This window comes from Mesorhizobium comanense, assembly GCF_005503535.1.
GTDB lineage: Bacteria > Pseudomonadota > Alphaproteobacteria > Rhizobiales > Rhizobiaceae > Mesorhizobium > Mesorhizobium comanense.
In genome coordinates this window covers 98743-118037 of sequence record NZ_SCNN01000018.1, presented here as the reverse complement: position 1 = coordinate 118037, position 19295 = coordinate 98743, and the positions used below count along the sequence as shown (strand labels likewise).

The window sequence follows — 19295 nt, the reverse complement described above, 5'->3', positions numbered from 1 at the left end:
CTGCCGGCGGTGGGAACCGGGCTTGACTTGCCGGGCCGCCTTGCGCCACAGGCAGGAAAACTCGTGTTATCAGGCAACAGAACCAGTCTGGAGAGCCCCGCATGGCCGTCGCATTCACCTTTCCGGGACAAGGCAGTCAGGCTGTCGGCATGGGCAAGGACCTCGCCGACAACTTCCCCGAGGCCCGGGCGATCTTCCAGGAAGTCGACGACGCGCTCGGCGAGAACCTTTCGAAACTGATCTGGGAAGGCCCCGAGGAGACCTTGACGCTGACCGCCAACGCACAGCCGGCGCTGATGGCGGTGTCGCTGGCGGCGATCAAGGCGTTGGAAGTGGGCGGCCTTTCGCTGAAGGACAAGGTCGCCTATGTCGCTGGCCATTCGCTGGGCGAATATTCCGCCCTGGCGGCCGCCGGTTTTGTTTCTGTTGCCGATGCCGCGCGGCTGCTGCGCATCCGCGGCAACGCCATGCAGGCGGCGGTGCCGGCCGGCGAGGGCGCGATGGCGGCGATCATCGGGTTGGAGCAGGCGGATGTCGAAGCGGCTTGCACCGAGGCCGGGCAAGGATCCGGCAAGATCTGTCAGATCGCCAACGACAATGGCGGCGGCCAGCTGGTGATCTCCGGTGCCAAGGCCGCGGTCGAACTCGCCGCGAAACTGTGCACCGAAAAGGGCGCCAAGCGTGCGCTGATGCTGCAGGTCTCGGCGCCCTTCCATTCGGCGCTCATGGCGCCGGCCGCCAATGTGATGCGAGATGCGCTTGCCGCTGTCGCCAGGAGCGCGCCTGTCGTTCCCGTCATTTCCAACGTGTCGGTGACGCCATCGAACGATGCCGACGAGATTACACGCCGTCTGGTCGAGCAGGTGACCGGCCGCGTGCGCTGGCGCGAAACCGTCGAGTGGTTCGGGGCGAACGGCGTCACCGCGCTTTATGAGGTCGGTGCCGGCAAGGTGCTGTCGGGCTTGGCGCGGCGTATCAATCGCGATATCGCGATATCGGCTGTTGGCACGGCGGCCGATGTTGAGGCCGCGCTGGCCGCGTTGAGTTGATCACGCATTGGGCTTGAACTGCCGGCATCACCGCAGTACATGAATACATGTATTCATTGAGAGGGTGGAATGCCGACCTCGATCCGACTTGCTCCCGAAATCGAAGAACGCCTGGATTTTCTCGCGACCAAGACCGGCCGGAGCAAAGCGTACTATCTGCGCGAACTTATAGAACGCGGCCTTGAGGACGTGGAGGACTACTATCTCGCGGCCGAGGTCCTGGAACGGATCAGGAGCGGGGAGGAGGATGTCGTGGGGGCTGAGGACTTCTGGCGTGGCCTGGACGCTTGAGTATGCCCGCTCGGCGCGTAAATTCGTCGAAAAGCTGGATCCGCAGACACGCAACCGAATTCGCGATTTCCTTGAGAACCGCGTCGCCACCCTCGACAATCCGCGAGAGGCCGGCAAGCCGCTGAAGGGTCCACTTGCGACTTTCTGGAGATATAGGGTTGGGGATTACCGAATTATCTGTGATGTACAGGACAACCGGCTCGTAATTCTGGTGGTGACAATAGGTCACCGCGGCGACGTCTACAGATAGCCAGACTCGACGGCTGTCAGACTTGAGAGAAGGAAAAGACATGTTCGAACTGACCGGCCGCAAGGCGCTCGTCACCGGCGCATCGGGTGGCATCGGCGAGGCGATTGCCCGCGTACTGCATGCGCAAGGCGCGATCGTCGGCCTGCATGGCACGCGTGTGGAGAAACTGGAGACGCTGGCCACCGAGCTGGGCGACCGCGTCAAGCTCTTCCCGGCCAACCTGTCGGACCGCGACGAGGTCAAGGCGCTTGGCCAGAAGGCCGAGGCCGAACTCGAAGGCGTCGACATCCTGGTCAACAATGCCGGCATCACCAAGGATGGATTGTTCGTGCGCATGTCGGACGCCGACTGGGACTCGGTGCTTGAGGTCAACCTCACCGCCGTTTTCCGGCTGACCCGCGAACTGACGCATCCGATGATGCGCCGCCGCCATGGCCGCATCATCAACATCACTTCGGTGGTCGGCGTTACCGGCAACCCGGGCCAGACCAATTACTGCGCCTCCAAGGCCGGCATGATCGGCTTCTCCAAATCGCTGGCGCAGGAAATCGCCACCCGCAACATCACCGTCAACTGCGTTGCGCCGGGCTTCATCGAATCGGCCATGACCGACAAGCTCAACGACAAGCAGAAAGAGGCGATCATGGCGGCGATCCCGACCCGGCGCATGGGCACCAGCGCCGAGGTTGCGTCCGCCGTTGCTTATCTGGCTTCCAACGAGGCCGGCTATGTCACCGGACAGACCATTCACGTGAATGGCGGCATGGCAATGATCTGAGCGACGCTGGCGGCGCGCCGCCGCCGGCTTGTGAAAAGAGACCATTTCGGCTTGGACGCCCACCATTTTTCGTGTAATGCGGCCCGCAACCCGGCGGTTCGGGCAAAAACCGGTCTGTCGCCGTTGCGTTTCCGGCAGGACCATCTTTCAGCTTGATTAGCGGCATTCCGCCCGCTAACGAAGACAGACAAACACAAGACGAGGATGCCCCAAATGAGTGACACCGCAGAGCGCGTCAAGAAGATCGTCATCGAGCACCTTGGCGTCGATGCCGACAAAGTGACGGAGCAAGCGAGCTTCATCGATGATCTGGGCGCAGACAGCCTCGACACGGTTGAACTTGTCATGGCGTTCGAAGAGGAATTCGGCGTCGAGATTCCCGATGACGCGGCAGAGACCATCCTGACGGTCGGCGACGCCGTGAAGTACATCGACAAGGCGTCGGCCTGACGCTTTCCGCAGTCATCACTGGGGAGGACCTGCGATGAGGCGTGTCGTCGTCACGGGCCTTGGCCTGGTTTCGCCGTTCGGTATGGGCTTCGAGCACGGCTGGAAGGAACTGCTGACCGGCCGCAGCGCCGCCAAGCGCGTCACCGAGTTCGAGGTGGACGATCTTGCCTGCAAGATCGCCCACGTCATCCCGCGCGGTGACGGCTCCAACGGCACGCTCAATCCGGAAGCCATTCTTGAGCCGAAGGAACTTCGCAAGATCGGCGACTTCATCCTGTATGGGATCGCGGCCGCCGATGAAGCATTGAAGGATTCCGGCTGGCAGCCTTCGACCGAAGAAGAGCGCTGCGCCACCGGCGTGCTGATCGGCTCCGGCATTGGCGGCTTGGAGGGCATCGCCGAGAACGCGATCATCCTCAAGGAGCGCGGGCCACGCCGCATCAGCCCGTTCTTCATCCCCGGCAACATCATCAATCTGGTTTCGGGCCAGGTTTCGATCCGGCATGGTCTCAAGGGACCGAACCATGCTGTCGTGACCGCTTGTTCGACAGGAGCCCATGCCATTGGCGATGCGGCCCGGCTGATCATCTTCGGCGATGCCGACGTGATGCTGGCCGGTGGTGCGGAATCGCCGGTGACGCGACTTTCCCTGGCTGGCTTCGCGGCCTGTCGGGCGCTCTCCACCGAGCGCAACGACACCCCCCAGACGGCATCACGGCCCTATGATCGCGACCGCGACGGTTTCGTCATGGGTGAGGGCGCCGGTGTCGTCGTGCTCGAGGAGCTCGAACACGCCAAGGCGCGCGGTGCCAAGATTTACGCCGAAGTTACCGGCTACGGCCTCACTGGCGATGCCTATCACATCACGGCTCCCGCCGAGGACGGTGACGGTGCCTTCCGCTGCATGACCGCGGCGTTGAACCGCGCCAAGCTTACGCCCGCCGACGTCGACTACATCAACGCGCACGGCACCTCGACCATGGCCGACACCATCGAACTCGGCGCTGTCGAGCGACTGGTCGGCAATGCCGCATCCAAGATATCGATGTCGTCGACCAAGTCGTCGATCGGCCATCTCCTGGGTGCTGCCGGCGCCGCCGAAGCGATCTTCTCGATCCTTGCCATCCGGGACAATATCGCGCCGGCGACCATCAATCTCGACAACCCGGAACGCGAAACCGCGATCGACCTGGTGCCGAACAAGCCGCGTCCCCGGCAGATCGACGTGGCCCTGTCCAATTCGTTTGGCTTCGGCGGCACCAACGCTTCGCTCGTGTTCCAGCGTTACAATGGCTGACAATCCGGCCGCCGGGCCATGCTTCGGCGTGCCGTCAATTTTGCCATATTCGCCCCTACTCTGCCGCAGGGGATTCGTTGGGCGATCAAACGGTAGGGCGAAATGAACACAAATCCGTCGGGCAACGGAGAACTCGGACAGCGGCCGGCGAACAACGGGCCGATCGTCCCGAAGACAGCCAGCGAGGCCCTGCGGCCCGAGGCAGGAACACCGCCGCCGAAGCGCTCGCGCGCTTCGCGCAGCCAGGTCGTCGTCTTCATGAACTTCGTCATCTCCTCGGTGATGCTGATGGTTCTGGCAGCAGGCGTTGCGCTCTATCTGGGCAAGCAGGCGTTCACCGAACCCGGTCCTTCGGCCAATGGCGACACTTTCCTGGTCAAGCCGAACACCGGCGTCCAGGATATCGCCGACCAGCTTGAGCGCCGTGGATTGATCAGCGACGCCCGGGTCTTCCGCCTCGGCGTGCGCGCCTTCGGCAATGATTCCGCGCTCAAGGCCGGCGAATACGAGATCAAGCCGCGGGCCTCCATGCGCGACATCATGGAGCTTCTGAAGAGCGGCAAGTCGGTGATGTATTCGCTGACCATTCCGGAGGGGCTGACCGTCGATCAGGCGCTGCAACGCATCGCCGATGAGCCTGCCTTGAGCGGTGACATGCCCAAGACCACGCCCCCCGAAGGCAGTCTCGCCACCGACACGCTGCGCTTCACACGCGGTGCGACGCGCCAGCAGATGATCGACAAGCTGCTGGCCGATCAGAAGAAGCTGGTCGACGAAGTATGGCAGCGGCGCGCGCCGGATCTGCCGCTCGCCAATGTCGACGACTTCGTCACCCTGGCTTCGATCGTCGAGAAGGAAACCGGAAGGGGTGACGAGCGCTCGCGGGTCGCCGCCGTGTTCCTGAACCGGCTGTCAAAGGGAATGCGGCTCCAATCCGACCCGACCATCATCTATGGTCTGTTCGGCGGCAAGGGAAAGCCGGCGGACCGGCCGATCTATCAGTCGGATATCCAGAAGCAGACACCCTACAATACATATGTGATCAACGGTCTGCCGCCGACGCCGATCGCCAATCCTGGCCGCGCCGCGCTTGAAGCCGTGGCCAATCCCTCCAAGACCGACGATCTCTACTTCGTCGCCGATGGGACCGGCGGTCACGTCTTTGCCGCGACGCTGGACGAGCACAATGAGAACGTCGCGCGCTATCGGGCCCTGCAGAAGAAGCAGGCCGATGACGCGGCCAAAGCCGCCGCTGCCGCCGGGACGAGCGGCAATACCGACAAGCCTGCCACGGACAAGCCTGCCGACGGCGGCGACAACTCTTCAGGCGACAGTGGCGATGCCGGCGGCGATGCTCAGTGAGAAAAAAGCGTTGCCGGGAAGGCGACGGCCTGACATTTGAAGGAGCGCCGCGCGTCCGATTTCGACGCGGCACGGTTATTTAAAGCAGCACTTGCCCTGTCCGGAAGCGGTTTCAGGGTGACGCTTTCAATCAAAAAGATAGAGCATCATGTCGTCCCACAACCCCTTCACACTTTTCGGCATCACGCTCTAGGGATATGCAGGCGCTATGAATTTGCAGAGCATGACCGGATTTGCACGTGCCGTCGCCGAGCATGACGGCACTTCGATCGCCTGGGAGATCAAGTCCGTAAACGGCAAGAGCGTCGAAGTACGCCTGCGGTTGCCGCAGGGGTTCGAAAGGTTGGAGCCGGTCGTCCGGCAGACGTTGCAGAAGCGTTTCGCGCGCGGCAACTTCCAGGCGACGCTGACCATCGGCCGCGCCGCCGGCGCGCAGGCGCAACCCGTCGTCAACGAGGCGTTCCTGAAAGATCTCGCAGGCCTGGCCAAGCGATTGCAGGAACAGTTCGGCGTCGCTGCTGCGACCGCGGACGGACTGCTGTCGCTGCGGGGTGTGCTCGATGTTCCCGAAACCGTCGAAACCGACGAGGCGCGTGCCGCCCTTGATGTCGCGATCATGGCGGCCCTCGACGTGGCGTTGAAAGGGCTGGAACAGGCACGGCAAGGCGAGGGCTCGGCGCTGGCTGCCCTGTTGGCCGGGCATATCGACATGATCGAGGCGCTCACGCTGCGGGCCGAGGCGGATCCGTCACGCGAGACGGCCGCGATCCGTGAACGCATCGCCGAGCAGGTCAAGCTTCTGATGGATGCATCGGCCAATCTGGATGCGAGCCGACTGCACATGGAGGCGGCGTTCCTCGCCACCAAGGCCGACATCCGCGAAGAGATCGACCGGCTGAAAACCCATGTCGCGTCTGGACGCGCTCTCCTCGAGGGCGGCGGCGCGGTCGGTCGCAAGCTCGATTTTCTGGCACAGGAATTTAACCGCGAATCGAATACGCTGTGTTCCAAGTCGAACGCTGCGGCCGTCACCGCGATCGGGCTGGATTTGAAGGCGGTGGTCGACCAGTTTCGTGAACAGGTCCAGAATCTGGAGTAGCCGATGGTTGCCAAGGAACCGATGGCCCCCAGGGATTTGGGGTCCCGCATCCGCCGCCGGGGCCTGATGCTCGTCCTGTCGTCGCCTTCCGGGGCCGGCAAATCGACGATCGCTCGCAACCTTCTGGAAAGCGATGCCAGCCTCGAACTGTCGGTCTCGGTAACCACCAGGCCGCGGCGCGGCTCGGAGATAGAGGGTGTCCATTACCATTTCCGCACGATGCGCGAGTTCGAACGGCTGCGCGATTCCGATGCATTGCTCGAATGGGCCGAGGTGCACGGCAATTGTTACGCGACGCCGCGCGAGCCTGCGGAATTGGCGCTGGCGCAAGGGCGCGACATGCTGTTCGACATCGACTGGCAAGGCGCCCAGCAGCTCAAGGAAAAGATGCGGGCCGACATCGTCTCGATTTTCATCCTGCCGCCGTCGATGAAGGAATTGAAGGCGCGCCTGAAGCGTCGCGCCGAGGACCAGGAAGCGGTGATCGAGACCCGGCTCAAGAACGCGCGCAACGAAATCGAGCACTGGAAAGAGTATGATTTCGTCATCGTCAATGACGATCTCGATCGTGCCTTTGCCGAGGTTCGCGGTATCGTCATTGCCGAAAGGTTACGGCGTGACCGCCGGCCGGGCCTGTTCGATTTCGTCTCGGGGCTGCTGGACGAAAAGACGGCGTGAGACAGTGAAGCGCCAATCTTCCCCCTTGTGGGGGAGATGCCCGGCAGGGCAGAGGGGGGTGCTGTCCCGCAGCCTGCTCAAGTAATTGGCATCATTTTGCTGGGGCTGATGTCGGCAATACGCAGGTCAAGATTCGGAGGTCGGCGATCCTTCACGCCCCCCTCTGTCCTCCGGACATCTCGCCCACGAGGGGGGAGATCGGCAGCTTCTCAAACCGCGTTCGTCAGCCTTACGAACTCTTCCACGCTAAGCGTTTCCGCCCTGCGCGTCGGATCGATGCCGGCGCGTTCCAGCAATGCTTCGCCGCCCAGGCTTTTGACGCTTTGCCGCAACATCTTGCGACGCTGGCCGAAGGCGGCCTCGGTAACACGGCCGAGTTTTTTTACGTCGGCAGCCAGGGGGGCTGCACGCGGCTCCAGATGGACCACCGAAGAGGTCACCTTTGGCGGCGGCGTGAAGGCCTGTGGCGGCACATCGAAGACGATTCTCGCCTGTGTACGCCAGCCTGCCAGCACCCCAAGCCTGCCATAGGCATCGCTGCCTGGCGCCGCCACGATGCGCTGGGCCACTTCGCGCTGGAACATCAGCGTCATCGAGACATAGAAGGGCGGCCACTCCGTCACCGTCAGCCAGCGGACAAGCAACTCGGTGCCGATGTTGTAAGGCAGGTTGGCCACGATGCGTACGGGACCATGGCCCTCGGCCGCGGAGGCGATCGCGGCGAAATCGGTCTTCAGCGCATCGCCGGAAATCACCTCCAGCCGGTCCGGATAGTGAGCGGAGACCTCCGCGAGGGCGGCAAGGCAGCGTTCATCGCGCTCGATGGCGACGACCCGCCGGGCGCCGTCGGAAAGCAGTGCCCTTGTCAGTCCGCCGGGGCCGGGGCCGACTTCGATCACGGTGGCGCCCGTCAGGTCTCCGGCGCTGCGCGCGATCTTGCCGGTCAGGTTCAGGTCGAGCAGAAAATTCTGACCGAGCGCCCTCTTTGCCTGCAGCCCGTGGCGCTCGATGACGTCGCGCAGAGGCGGCAATCCATCGAGGCTCATGCGGCAATCGCCTTTGCATCGGTGTCGGCGAGCTTCCTGGCAAGCTTCAACGCCGCGATCAGGCTGTCGGGCCGCGCGACACCCTTGCCGGCGATGTCGAAGGCGGTGCCGTGATCCGGCGAAGTGCGGATGAAGGGCAGGCCAAGCGTGACATTGACCGCCTCGTCGAAAGCCAGTGCCTTCGCCGGAATCAGGGCCTGGTCGTGATACATGCACAATGCCGCGTCATAGCCGGCACGCGCCCTGGCATGGAACAGCGTGTCGGCGGGCAGGGGGCCGGAGGCGTCGATGCCTTCGGCGCGCAGGATTGCGATTGCCGGGCGCACGATTTGCTCGTCCTCCAATCCCATGGAGCCGCCTTCGCCGGCATGCGGATTGAGGCCTGCAATGGCAAGCCTGGGCCTTGCGATGCCGAAGCGGCTGGCGAGATCGGCAGCGGTGATGCGCGCGGTCGTCACGATCAGTTCGGTGGTCAGGACCTTCGGCACTTCCGCAAGCGCGATGTGGATGGTGACGGGAACCGTGCGCAGGTCGGGACCTGCCAGCATCATGACCGGCATCGTGTCGATCCCGCTGTGCCGGGCCGACAGATGCGCCAGATATTCGGTATGGCCGGGAAAGCGGAATCCGGCATCGTAGAGCGGCTTCTTGGCGATCGGGCAGGTCACCACGGCGGCGGCGTCGCCGGCAAGGCATGCGGCCACGGCACGGTCGATCGCCTCGATCGTGCCGGCTGCATTGGCCGAATCCGGCCGGCCCGGGCTGTCGATGAATCGGGCATCAAGAGGAACGATCGGCAAGGCGCGGCCAAAGACCGCCATCGCTTGTTCCGGTGTCACCTCCTCGATGGGCGGCGAGACGCCGAGATGACGCGCGCGCGAAGCAATCAGCGCCGGGTCGGCCAGAAGGTAAAAGGCAGGTATGGCGGCCGCTGTCCGCGCCAGAAAAGCGGCAATCGCGATCTCCGGCCCAATGCCGGACGGATCACCGACGCTCAGCGCCAGCGCGGTCGCCACGCTGCTCACCTCAGCGCTTGACGATGCGGGCTTTTGCCTTCAGCTCGTCGACATACTTCTTGCTGAGGTCGTCGGCGGCCTTGTCATTCGAGCCTTCGCTCTGGAACACCATCTGGGCGGCCTTGTCGTCCGACACTTCGCGCGACGAGCAGATGCCGATGAACTCGACGCCGCGTTCGGTCTCGCGCGTGGCGGTGGCGCCGCCGACCTTCGTTGCCTTGATTTGTTCGGCCCAGTCCGGCGGCAGCTGCGGCGCCAGCACCCGACCGAGATCCCGCACGGTGACGTCGATCAGGCCCTTGGCGAACTCGCGTGTCGTGGCGCAGCCATTGAAACGGGCCCGCATGGCGTCGGCCTCGCGCTTTCGCTTGGCCAGCGTCGCACTACGCTCGGCGGCCGGCACGACGAAAATGACCTGCTGCAGCATGTACTCGGTGGCGCTTGGCTTGGCTCCCCCTTTGTCGAGCATGCGCCTGACGGCATCCTGCTCGGTCACGCTGCCGCCTTCGCCGGAACGGTAGCGCGCGCTCAAAGCCTGGTTCCATGCCATCTGGGCGCGGATGAACTCCTTGAAGTGATCCTTGCCGACGCCGGATTTCTCCATGACGCCGTCGAGCTGGCTGAGCTGCATCTTGTTGCCTGCGGCAAACCGCTGATAGGCGGCTTCGACCTGCGCGTCGCTGATGCGGATACCGAGCCTCTTGGCTTCGGCCAGCCGCAGCGTCTGGTCGATCATTTCCTGGGCCGCGTCACCCTTCTTGCGCTGCAGCTTCAGAAAAGCCGCGCGATGGGCGATATCGCCACTGGTGATCGGTATGTCGTTGACGACATATTTGATCTCGCTGGCGAAGGCTGGCGGCGTCATGACACCCATCGACACCGATGTTGCCGCCACAAGCAGCGCGAACCCTGCTGAAAAGAGGTATTTCCTCATCCTTGGCATCCCAATTCTATCCCGGCCCCACCATTCCGTCCCTCCGGATGCGCGAATCCGTGCCAGCCCTATGCGGCGAAACGATGTCGCCACACAGCGCGCCCCGTCCGAACGGATTTACGCGACGCGCTCCAGATTCTTGTTTTCACGCATGGCGTTGTCTCGAAGCCGTGACCACTTTTGAGCGCCATGCACTATTGGATGGTATCGACCGAGTTGGTCGACGAGCCGAAGTCGCCGAGGGTGCGGAACGACAGGTTGAAGCCGATGCTCTGGGTCACTTCCCTGGTGTTCAGGTCACGCGACTGGGAGTAGGTCATCAGATAGGTGAAGCAGGAATCATTGTAGGCGAAACCCACCCCGTCCTTGACCAGCAGGCCTTCCTGCAGGTCATAGGTTCCGGTCCCGAACACGCGCCAGCTCTCGGCAAGGTGCGTCGAAGCGCCGAGCGTGACCTCGTGACGGTCGGTCGTGAAACCGTAGAGCGGCTGTGCCTGGATGAAGGCGTACTTGGCGCTCACCGACACCGGCAGGCCGGAATAGGCGGCCTTGAACTCGGCACGACGGATATCGAAGGTCTGTTCGTCGAACCGGCCGCTGACTGAGGCCGCGAACCCGTTCGGGCTGTTGATGCCAAACAGGCCGACATAGTCGGACTTGGTGGTCTGAAGGCCCGAATAGGCACCGACATTGACCAGGTCCGGCGCGGCGAAGGAGTTTTCGCCGCCAATCTGGTAGGACTGGCCGAAGATCGCGTTGGTGCCCCAGCCATTGATGTAGGAGCCGGAATAGCGCAGCCCGACATTGGCGCGCGAGCCGCCCTCGATGCGGTCATAGCCGGAGAACTTGTCGCGTTCGAACAGCGTGGTTGCGTCGAAAACCATGCTCTGCGCGTCTTCGTTCGGAATCGAGAGGCCGCCGACATATTGTTCGTTCGGACGCAGGAACACCTGTGCCATCGGCTCGATGACATGGCTCGACCCGCTGGCCAGCGAGAACAGCAGCGGCCAGCGCATTTCGAGGCCCGCCGTTGCCATATAGCGGGCAAACGAGGAGCGCATGTCGTCCTGCTGCCCCAGATTCGTCGCCATCTGATTGACGGCGGCCAGCGAACCCGACGAGACATTGACATAGTCGGTGTCGCCCTGCAGCGCCAGCAACGGCGTCAGCACCAACCCGTCATCGGTGACGAACGTCCGTTTCCACTCTGCCTCGGCGGTCAGGCGGCTGGATTCACCCGCCAGGCCGCGCACGCGTTGCACCGGCGTGGTAGGATCGTATGCCGTATCGAACGCCTCATCGAGATTGTCACGGCGGATGACGCGCGCGTTGACGTTGAACGAGAGCTGGCCGCCGGCGACCGGAACATCGGGTATGTACGCATAATCGAGCGACGGCAGCACCCAGGGCTGCTGGCCGCTGCGGGCGGCGGGATTGCCGTTGAGGGCGTCTTCCTGAACCTCGAAATGCATGGCGCGCACGTCGAAATAGTTCCGGTCGTTGAGGCCTGTCAGGTAGATCGACGACTGGTGGACGGCGGCATTGTATTCGGGGATGTTATAGGTGGCCGAGAAGTTCTTGTCGGTCTGCAGCAGCACGTCCCAGCCGAAATTCCAGCGCTCGTTGATCGCGAACTGCCCCTGCGTGCCCATCATGCCGCGGAACTTGTTCGGATCCCCCGCCGTACCCGAATCGACATTGCGGCCGGCGCTATCGATGAAGGCGTCGGGATCCTTCTGCTGGATGCCGGCGATCTTCAAAGTGTATTCGCCATTGTTGAAGCGCTGGCGCCACTCGGCTTCTCCAAGGAAGCCCTGTTTGGTGTAGCCGCTTCCCGTCACCGTCAGGTCATATGTCGGCGAAAGAGCGAAATAGTAGGGAACCTTGACGCTGTATCCCAAGTGGCTGTTGTAGTTGATGCTCGGGATCAGGAAGCCGCTCTTGCGCTTCACGGTCGGGTCGGCGATCTCGAACGCCGGCAGGTAGGCGAGAGGGAAGCCGAAGAATTCGAAATTCGCATTCTCGAAGCGGACCGTCTTCTTCTCGCCGTTCCAGATGATCTTGCGTGCCTTGACGCGCCACGTCGGCGCCTTGTTGGGCTTGTCCTCGCAGGGCTCGCAGGCGGTGTAGACGCCATTGTGGAAGGTGGTCAGCACCCCGCCCATGCGTTCGGCGCTTTCGGCCGCGAAATAGGCCTTGTCGATGGTCTCGACGCGCAGCGCGTTGACGAAACCGTCGGCGAAATCGTCGGTGATGTCGATATGATCGGAATTGATCTTGGTGCCGTCGCTGTTGACGATCTCGACATTGCCGCTCGCAACCATCCGCTTGGTCTTGCGGTCGTACACGACCTTCTGGGCAACGAGGCGGTTGCCGCCATAGTCGATCTGCACGCCGCCGACGGCTGTCACGGTCTGGTTGTCGTTGTTGTATTCAAGCGTGTCGGCCGCCAACAGCATTTGCGAGTTGGACGGAACCTTGGTCGTCATGCCGGCGACATCCTGCGCGAATGCCGGCAACGGAACGGCGTATGCAAGCAGACACGCCAAGGCGCTCGCCGCATAAAGGCGCGCCAAATTGGCCTGCCTGCTGCTTGGCAAAACCGCCTCCCTCACTAGCCGTCTTCCTTGTATAGCAGGAAAGTCACCCCGAAGAACATAGCTACCACGACCGGCACCCAAGCGGCTATAGCAGTCGGCACAAACCCCGCCACGCCGAATGCCTTTACCAGCACCGAAACGACATAAAGCAGAAACCCGGCAACGACGCCACCCAGAATCATCGTTGCCGATTGTCCCATCCTCGCAAATCGCATTGAAACTGTTGCCGCAATCAGCGTCATGGCGACGAGGAGGAACGGCAACGCCACCAGCGAATCAAACTGCATGGCAAAGGCATTTGCCTTGAGCCCGAACGAACGGGCAACCTCGATTTTTGCCGGCAGGTCGTAGAAAGGAATCGTTTCCGGGCGTGCCAGCCGCTCCTGTACGAATTCCGGCTTCAGATTGGTCGGCACGCGATCGCTTTCGGCGGGCTGGATGGTGCCGTTCCTGAAGGTCTTGACGTCCTGTAATTCCCAATAGCCATCGCGCAGGTAAGCACGCGCCGCGTCCTTGCGCTCGACGATATTGCCTTGTGAGTCGAGGACGAAAAAGACGGCGTCGGCCATCTCCAGGCCCTGGTTGAGGATCGCCCGCGCGCCGATGATGGTGTCGCCTGAACCGGTCTTCTGGCGAATCCAGGGGGCGGCTTCGGCCGAAACCGTGTTCGATTTGCCGGAGCGCAACTGGGTCTCGATCTGCTCGGACCAGGAAAAGGCATGCGCGGCCAGGGGATTGATGACCCCGACCGACACGATACCGAACAGCAATGCGCCAATGCAGCAGGGCAACAGGAATTGCCAGGCCGAAACGCCGGCCGACCGCGCGATGACCAGTTCGTAGCGGCGGTTGAGCGAAACCAGCGTCGCCATCGCCGAGAACAGGCCGACAAATGGCACCGTCTGCAGCATGATCATCGGCATGCGCAGGCCCGAAATGGCCATTGCCGTGCCGTAGGTGAAGCCCGGCAGGCCGGTGGTGCGTCCCGATAGTTCGGTGAAGTCGATCAGGAACACCAGCGCCAAGAGGCCAAGGAAGAACCAGATCGTGATCGTCACGTAACGGAAGAAGAAGTAACGGCCCAGCGTCCAGCCCATCAGCCGACCTCTTGACCTGATGTGCCGCGCCTGGACCAACGCTGCTTGAGCGCGTTCCAGCCGTCGCCGATGCGACTGGCGAGGTTCGTCATCCAGTCCGCCCAGGCCACCGGCAGCTCCATGGTCCGGTTCGAAACGATGAACCAGATCGCCACGGCGGAAGCCACGATGGGGACGCCATAGACCATATAGGCGTATTGCGGGACCTCGTCGGCCTTGCTGGCGGCAAAGAATCCCAGCCAGCGCACGAACAGCGATATGCCGATGGCCGTGATCAACGGATTGACACGCGCCTCGCGGTGCGAACGCGCGTCGCCGGCGACCGCCAGCGCGATCAAGGCGAAGACCATCGAATACGTCCACTCCGAGAACCGCTGGTCGACCTCGGCCCGGTATTCCTGGGGATTCTGCTGGTAGTTCTTGTCGTTCGGGCTCGGATTGAGCAGGTACTGGGTTGTCTGGTCCTTCGGCAGCAGGGTGACCTGATTGGCCGCCGACATGAAGGCGGACATGTCGAAGGCATAGGAGGTGAACCGGATGACGCTGAGGTCGCCGCTCACTGTTTTGCGATGAATGACCCCGTCATTCATCATCAGCACCTTTTCGCCGTCGCGTTCGACGATGCTGCCGGTCTTGGCATAGTAGACGAGGTTGACGCCTTCCTCGCGCGAATCGGCGACGAAGATACCGCCCAGCCGGTTGTCGGGAAGCCGCTCGCCGATCTGCAGGAACAGTCCGTCCTCGATCTTGCGGAAGGTGCCTTCCTGGATGATCAGCGACAGCAGGTCGGCGCGCGATTCCGCCACCAGAGCGCGGTTCTTCTGGCGCGCATAGGGATCGATGCCATTGTCCACGGCGAAGGAAAAGACGCTCGCCGCAAGCGCCAGGAGCATGATCGGCCGCACGATGGTCCATCGTGAGGCGCCGGAGGCGTTGACGACGGCGAGTTCGGAATCCGAGTTCATGACGCTGAGTGTCTGGGCGACCGCCACCACCAGCGCGAAAGGCACCACGATCGGGATGATCGACGGCAGGATGAGCGCCGCCACCTCGAAGAACGTCAGCGACGACTGCCCGCTGTCGGTGACCAGATCGATTTTGGCCAGAACCTGCGTTGTCCAGACGATCGCCAGTGTCCAGACCAGCGCCGCCAGGAAGACCACGAAGGCGCGGCGCATGATGTAGCGTTCAACGACCTTCATGAAGGGCTTACTCGATTTTCTCGAACGGCATCATGCCACCGCACTTAGGGTAGCTGTCCGGCGACGCCCGCACAACTGGCTCCGGTTGTCTTCGTCACGCAGGCGATCCGGTTCCCGTCCCACATCGCGCGCCGAAGTGGAGCGAAGTGTCGGCGGGAAGGGATAAGAAAGGGCGAACATCGATGGTTAACAACAGGTTGCGGCATGAAGCGTGCCGTGCCGCGACGAATCGCCATCGATTCCAGATTTCATATGGGTAGTCATTTTGGCAAAGTCTTGCCAAATCCCGGAAAACGACCAAATGTCGCGGATCGCTTCAAACCGCTTCGCGCAAATCGCGCAATCCCCGAAAGCAGGACATGATGAACCCGAGACCATCGATCGCCTTTGCAAAATTCGCCGCGCCTCAGACGGCGGCGAACAGGAAGGGCACGGTGTTCGTGCTGTCGTCCGAAGACGGTGGCCTCAGCGAAAATGCCCGGGCCTATGATCCCGGCAAAAGCCTGGACCGGGCTTTCCCGGTGGCCGAATTCACGGGCAAGTTCGCCGGGGTCGTCGAGGTGCTGGCGCCCGAAGGGACCTCGCTGGACAGGCTGGTCGCGATTGGCGCCGGCAAGGCGTCGGGGCTCGATGAATACGCATGGCTGAAGCTTGGCGGCACCATCGCGGCATCGCTGCGCAAGGCAACCGAAGTGGCCGTGGAACTCGACCTGGCCGGAGCCACGGTTGACGGCAAGGCCGCCGCCAGCCTTGCGGCCGGTATTCTCCTGCGCGGCTATTCCTTCGACAAATACAAGACCAGGAAGGACAGGGATGACGCGAAGGCCGACACGAAGAAGCCGGTCAAGATAACCATCCACACCGCCGACCCGGTCGGGGCCAGGAAGGCCTTCGCCGACAACGAGGCGGTGGTCGACGGCGTGATTCTGGCGCGTGATCTCGTCAACGAGCCCGCCAACATATTGGGACCTGTCGAGTTCGCTGCCCGCGCCAAGGAACTGGAGACTCTTGGCGTCAAGGTCGAGATCCTGACCGAGAAGGAGATGAAGAAGCTCGGCATGGGCTCGCTGCTCGGCGTCGCCCAGGGTTCGCCTCGCGGCGCCCGGATGGCCGTCATGCAGTGGAACGGCGGCAAGCCAAAGGACGCCCCCGTCGCCTTCGTCGGCAAGGGCGTTACATTCGATACCGGCGGCAATTCGATGAAGCCGGCGTCGGGCATGGAGGACATGAAGGGCGACATGGGCGGCGCCGCCGCCGTGACCGGCCTCATGCACACCTTGGCGGCGCGCAAGGCCAAGGCCAATGTCGTCGGCATCATCGGCCTTGTCGAAAACGCGGTCGACGGCCATGCCCAGCGCCCCGGCGACATCGTCACCTCCATGTCGGGGCAGACCATCGAGGTGCTCAACACTGACGCCGAGGGCCGCCTCGTGCTGGCGGATGCGCTTTGGTATTGCAACGACCGCTTCCAGCCGAAGTTCATGGTCAATCTGGCGACGCTGACCGGCGCCATCATGGTCGCTCTGGGGCTGCACTATGCCGGCCTGTTCTCCAACAATGACGAATTGGCGCAAAGGTTGGCAGAAGCGGGGCTGTCGACGCAGGAACGGCTCTGGCGCATGCCGCTCGGCGCCGAATACGACAAGCTGATCGATTCCAAGAACGCCGACATGAAGAACATCGGCGGCCGCTATGGCGGCGCCATCATTGCCGCGCAGTTCCTGCAGCGCTTCGTCAAGGACACGCCCTGGGCGCATCTCGACATCGCCGGCACGGCGATGGGCGCGCCGTCGAGCGAGATCAACCAGTCGTGGGGCTCGGGTTTTGGCGTGCGGCTGCTCGACCGGCTGGTGCGCGATCACTACGAAGGCTGATCCCGACCCATGGCCGACGTGCTGTTCTATCATCTGACCGAATCGACGCTGGAGGATGCCTTGCCCGGCCTGCTCGAGCGCAGCGTCGACCGTGGCTGGCGCGTCGTGGTCCAGACCGGCACCGAGGAACGGCGCGACGCGCTCGACCAGCATCTGTGGACATTTCGCGACGATTCCTTCCTGGCGCATGCCACCGATCGCGAGCCTTATCCCACAGACCAGCCGATCCTGCTGACCACCGGCGACGCCAATCCCAACGAGGCCAGGATAAGGTTCCTGGTCGACGGCGCGGCGCCGCCCGAACTCAGCGGCTACGAGCGTGCCGTCTTCCTGTTCGACGGCCATGACGCGACCCAGGTCGACGCGGCGCGGGCACACTGGAAAACGATGAAGGACGCCGGCCACGCCGTGACCTACTGGCAGCAGACCGCCGACCGCCGCTGGGAACGAAAGGCTTAGAACCCCGCGACCTTGTCTCGTCGACGAGGCGCGACCTCGGGCAAATGGCGAGATGGTGGCAAGACCGGCCAAGCGTTTCAAAATCGAATAAAATCTTAGCGTTTTGAACAAGAGCAAGTTAACTAACTAATTGAAATTGCTATATTATTTATCTCTAATCAACGAGCGTGGCGCAGTATCCCGGCAAATCGGGGATACATCGATGCTGTTTGGCTCTCTCATCGTCCAGCTCTGCGTTGCATTTGGCATGATCCTTCCGGGAAACGCCGCTCTCGCCCCTGTGGCTTTCACAACAGGCGCCGATCATGCCAACATCGACCGTATGGAGACCACGGCCTTGCCGGAGAACAAGGATCCGGCCGGCTCGCAGCCCGCGCCGATCGAATTCGGCGTCTACGATCCCGCTGACGTCTTCAAGTCGGCGTCCGATTTCCGTATCGAGCACGTTTTCGTCGCCTGGGAGCCGTTCGACGCCGGCAAATTGAGGCAGAAGGCGAATGAGGCGGCCTCGCGCGGACGCGACTTGATGGTGACGGTCGAGCCTTGGCCCAAGGCTTCCAAGATGCGCCGCGGCGGGGATGCCATGCTGCGCGAAATTGCCCAGTCGGGATACGATAGCCAGATCGACCGTGTCTGCACCGAACTGGGCAGGTCATCTGGCCGAACGTTGCTGCGCTGGGGGCATGAAATGGAGGCGGCTTCGGACCGCTACCCCTGGGCTCATAAAGACCCCGCCAACTTCATCGCAGCGTTCCGGCATGTGGTTAAGCGCTGCCGTGAACTGTCTCCTTCCACGCTGATCGTCTGGTCGCCGCGCGGCGACGGCGAACTGAGGAAGTATTATCCCGGTTCCGACTATGTCGATTATGTCGGCGTGTCCCTCTGGGGTCTGCAGAAATGGGACCACAAGCATGGCGGACGCGACCGCGCCTTTCGTGAGGTTTTCTGGGAAACCTATCGAAACGTTGTCGCCTATGCCAAGCCGGTGATCATCTCCGAACTCGGCATTTCGGGCGACGAGACCTATGTCGATCGCTGGCTGGCTGAAGTCATGGACCGCGAAACAAATGCGGCGAAGTTTCCATTGCTGAGGACCATCGTCTATTTCAATGACAAGGAGCCGCATTACTGGCCGAAAGGTTTCGGTTCTCCGGACTGGCGGGTTGATCCGGCCAAGCTCGCAGCGCTCCCTTGAGGCCCGGAAGCGGAACCCGCCTCCGGTGACCCCGATAGCCCGGCATCGAACCTTGGGTTGGCTATCGCCGGCTCAGCCCGCGTTTGCCTGCCGGTTCAGCGAATCCTTGATTTCCTGGACCCGCTTGCTGACCCGGTCACCCGGCTTCAGCATCTTGATTTCCTGATAGCCCTTGGTGTCGCCGGTCAGCACGTACCAGTCTCCCTTCGCCGTGTTCTTCGCATAGATCGTGCCGCCGACCCTTCGATGGGCGAAGCACGAATAGTCCGTGCTGGATTTCTTCGCGCTGGTCCATTTTGCGCGGAAGCAGAAGGTGCCGTCGTCCTTGAGGAACCACACACCTTCGCCGTAGGCGGCGGCCGGACCTGTGCCGCTCCAGCCGGCGAACTGCCGTTTCTCCTGCTGGAAGTAGCCGGCGCCATCCTTCCACATCCAGGTCATGTTGTTGTAGATCGCCAGCACGTCACCTGCTGTCAGGGGTTTGCCCTGTTCGGCCCGCTTGCCGATCGAACTTACCGTCTGCGCCGACGCCGTTCCCGCCAGGAGACAGGCGATCCCGACGGCGCCAGCAACCAGTTTGAATGCACGCATAGCCAACTCCCTTTCTGTTTTGCCTTC

The 19295-nt window shown here is 62.7% G+C and carries 19 protein-coding genes; 12 read left to right on the top strand and 7 right to left on the bottom strand.

Features of this window, described 5'->3' with window-relative positions:
- The first annotated feature begins 101 nt into the window (after positions 1–101).
- The 9 genes from fabD to gmk all read left to right on the top strand — a co-directional run bounded on the left by fabD (position 102) and on the right by gmk (position 7254).
- On the top strand, positions 102–1049 hold the full coding sequence (fabD, locus tag FFS37_RS25975) for an ACP S-malonyltransferase (protein ID WP_137933822.1): 948 nt from the start codon (positions 102–104) through the stop codon (positions 1047–1049).
- Positions 1050–1118: 69 nt separating this feature from the next.
- The gene (gene relB, locus FFS37_RS25970; RefSeq protein ID WP_137933821.1) at positions 1119–1340 is read left to right on the top strand and encodes a type II toxin-antitoxin system RelB family antitoxin; all 222 of its coding nucleotides are present in this window, start codon (positions 1119–1121) and stop codon (positions 1338–1340) included.
- Positions 1324–1590 carry a type II toxin-antitoxin system RelE family toxin gene (locus FFS37_RS25965; RefSeq protein ID WP_137933820.1) on the top strand — a complete coding sequence of 89 codons (267 nt, stop codon included), beginning with the start codon at positions 1324–1326 and terminating at the stop codon, positions 1588–1590. Before relB ends, FFS37_RS25965 begins: the two co-directional genes overlap by 17 nt.
- A 40-nt stretch (positions 1591–1630) precedes the next feature.
- The gene (fabG, locus tag FFS37_RS25960) at positions 1631–2368 is read left to right on the top strand and encodes a 3-oxoacyl-[acyl-carrier-protein] reductase (RefSeq protein ID WP_137933819.1); all 738 of its coding nucleotides are present in this window, start codon (positions 1631–1633) and stop codon (positions 2366–2368) included.
- Between the two features lie 213 nt (positions 2369–2581).
- Positions 2582–2818 carry an acyl carrier protein gene (locus FFS37_RS25955; protein ID WP_006203723.1) on the top strand — a complete coding sequence of 79 codons (237 nt, stop codon included), beginning with the start codon at positions 2582–2584 and terminating at the stop codon, positions 2816–2818.
- A 34-nt stretch (positions 2819–2852) separates the two neighbouring features.
- Entirely contained in the window at positions 2853–4115 is a 1263-nt protein-coding gene (fabF, locus tag FFS37_RS25950; protein WP_137933818.1) for a beta-ketoacyl-ACP synthase II, read from the top strand.
- A 102-nt stretch (positions 4116–4217) separates the two neighbouring features.
- On the top strand, positions 4218–5477 hold the full coding sequence (gene mltG / locus FFS37_RS25945; protein WP_137933817.1) for an endolytic transglycosylase MltG: 1260 nt from the start codon (positions 4218–4220) through the stop codon (positions 5475–5477).
- Between the two features lie 208 nt (positions 5478–5685).
- A complete protein-coding gene (locus FFS37_RS25940; protein ID WP_137933816.1) occupies positions 5686–6576 on the top strand; it encodes a YicC/YloC family endoribonuclease in 891 nt (296 codons plus the stop codon).
- Positions 6577–6597: 21 nt separating this feature from the next.
- Positions 6598–7254 (top strand): guanylate kinase, encoded by a 657-nt coding sequence (gene gmk, locus FFS37_RS25935; RefSeq protein WP_137933850.1) that lies wholly within the window; start codon positions 6598–6600, stop codon positions 7252–7254.
- Between the two features lie 209 nt (positions 7255–7463).
- Here gmk and rsmA read toward each other — a convergent pair whose 3' ends face one another.
- The 6 genes from rsmA to lptF form a co-directional block, all read right to left on the bottom strand.
- Positions 7464–8300: a 16S rRNA (adenine(1518)-N(6)/adenine(1519)-N(6))-dimethyltransferase RsmA gene (rsmA, locus tag FFS37_RS25930; protein WP_137933815.1), complete on the bottom strand. Its 837-nt coding sequence runs from the start codon at positions 8298–8300 to the stop codon at positions 7464–7466.
- A complete protein-coding gene (pdxA, locus tag FFS37_RS25925; protein WP_137933814.1) occupies positions 8297–9325 on the bottom strand; it encodes a 4-hydroxythreonine-4-phosphate dehydrogenase PdxA in 1029 nt (342 codons plus the stop codon). The genes rsmA and pdxA overlap by 4 nt, the downstream gene beginning before the upstream one ends.
- Position 9326: 1 nt before the next feature.
- Positions 9327–10259 carry a peptidylprolyl isomerase gene (locus tag FFS37_RS25920; RefSeq protein WP_171026420.1) on the bottom strand — a complete coding sequence of 311 codons (933 nt, stop codon included), beginning with the start codon at positions 10257–10259 and terminating at the stop codon, positions 9327–9329.
- A gap of 185 nt (positions 10260–10444) precedes the next feature.
- Entirely contained in the window at positions 10445–12865 is a 2421-nt protein-coding gene (locus FFS37_RS25915) for an LPS-assembly protein LptD (protein ID WP_171026419.1), read from the bottom strand.
- Entirely contained in the window at positions 12865–13950 is a 1086-nt protein-coding gene (gene lptG, locus FFS37_RS25910; RefSeq protein WP_171026425.1) for an LPS export ABC transporter permease LptG, read from the bottom strand. Before lptG ends, FFS37_RS25915 begins: the two co-directional genes overlap by 1 nt.
- Positions 13947–15149 (bottom strand): LPS export ABC transporter permease LptF, encoded by a 1203-nt coding sequence (gene lptF, locus FFS37_RS25905; protein ID WP_137933810.1) that lies wholly within the window; start codon positions 15147–15149, stop codon positions 13947–13949. Before lptF ends, lptG begins: the two co-directional genes overlap by 4 nt.
- A gap of 362 nt (positions 15150–15511) precedes the next feature.
- Between lptF and FFS37_RS25900 the strand changes: the two genes are divergently transcribed.
- The 3 genes from FFS37_RS25900 to FFS37_RS25890 all read left to right on the top strand — a co-directional run bounded on the left by FFS37_RS25900 (position 15512) and on the right by FFS37_RS25890 (position 18677).
- Complete coding sequence (locus FFS37_RS25900; RefSeq protein ID WP_137933809.1) at positions 15512–17023, top strand: leucyl aminopeptidase; 1512 nt, start codon at positions 15512–15514, stop codon at positions 17021–17023.
- A gap of 9 nt (positions 17024–17032) precedes the next feature.
- The gene (locus FFS37_RS25895) at positions 17033–17482 is read left to right on the top strand and encodes a DNA polymerase III subunit chi (protein WP_137933808.1); all 450 of its coding nucleotides are present in this window, start codon (positions 17033–17035) and stop codon (positions 17480–17482) included.
- A 202-nt stretch (positions 17483–17684) separates the two neighbouring features.
- Positions 17685–18677: a glycoside hydrolase family 26 protein gene (locus FFS37_RS25890; protein ID WP_137933807.1), complete on the top strand. Its 993-nt coding sequence runs from the start codon at positions 17685–17687 to the stop codon at positions 18675–18677.
- Positions 18678–18749: 72 nt separating this feature from the next.
- On the opposite strand, the gene FFS37_RS25885 is transcribed toward FFS37_RS25890, so the two are convergent.
- The gene (locus FFS37_RS25885; protein ID WP_137933806.1) at positions 18750–19268 is read right to left on the bottom strand and encodes a DUF995 domain-containing protein; all 519 of its coding nucleotides are present in this window, start codon (positions 19266–19268) and stop codon (positions 18750–18752) included.
- Between the last annotated feature and the right edge of the window lie 27 nt (positions 19269–19295).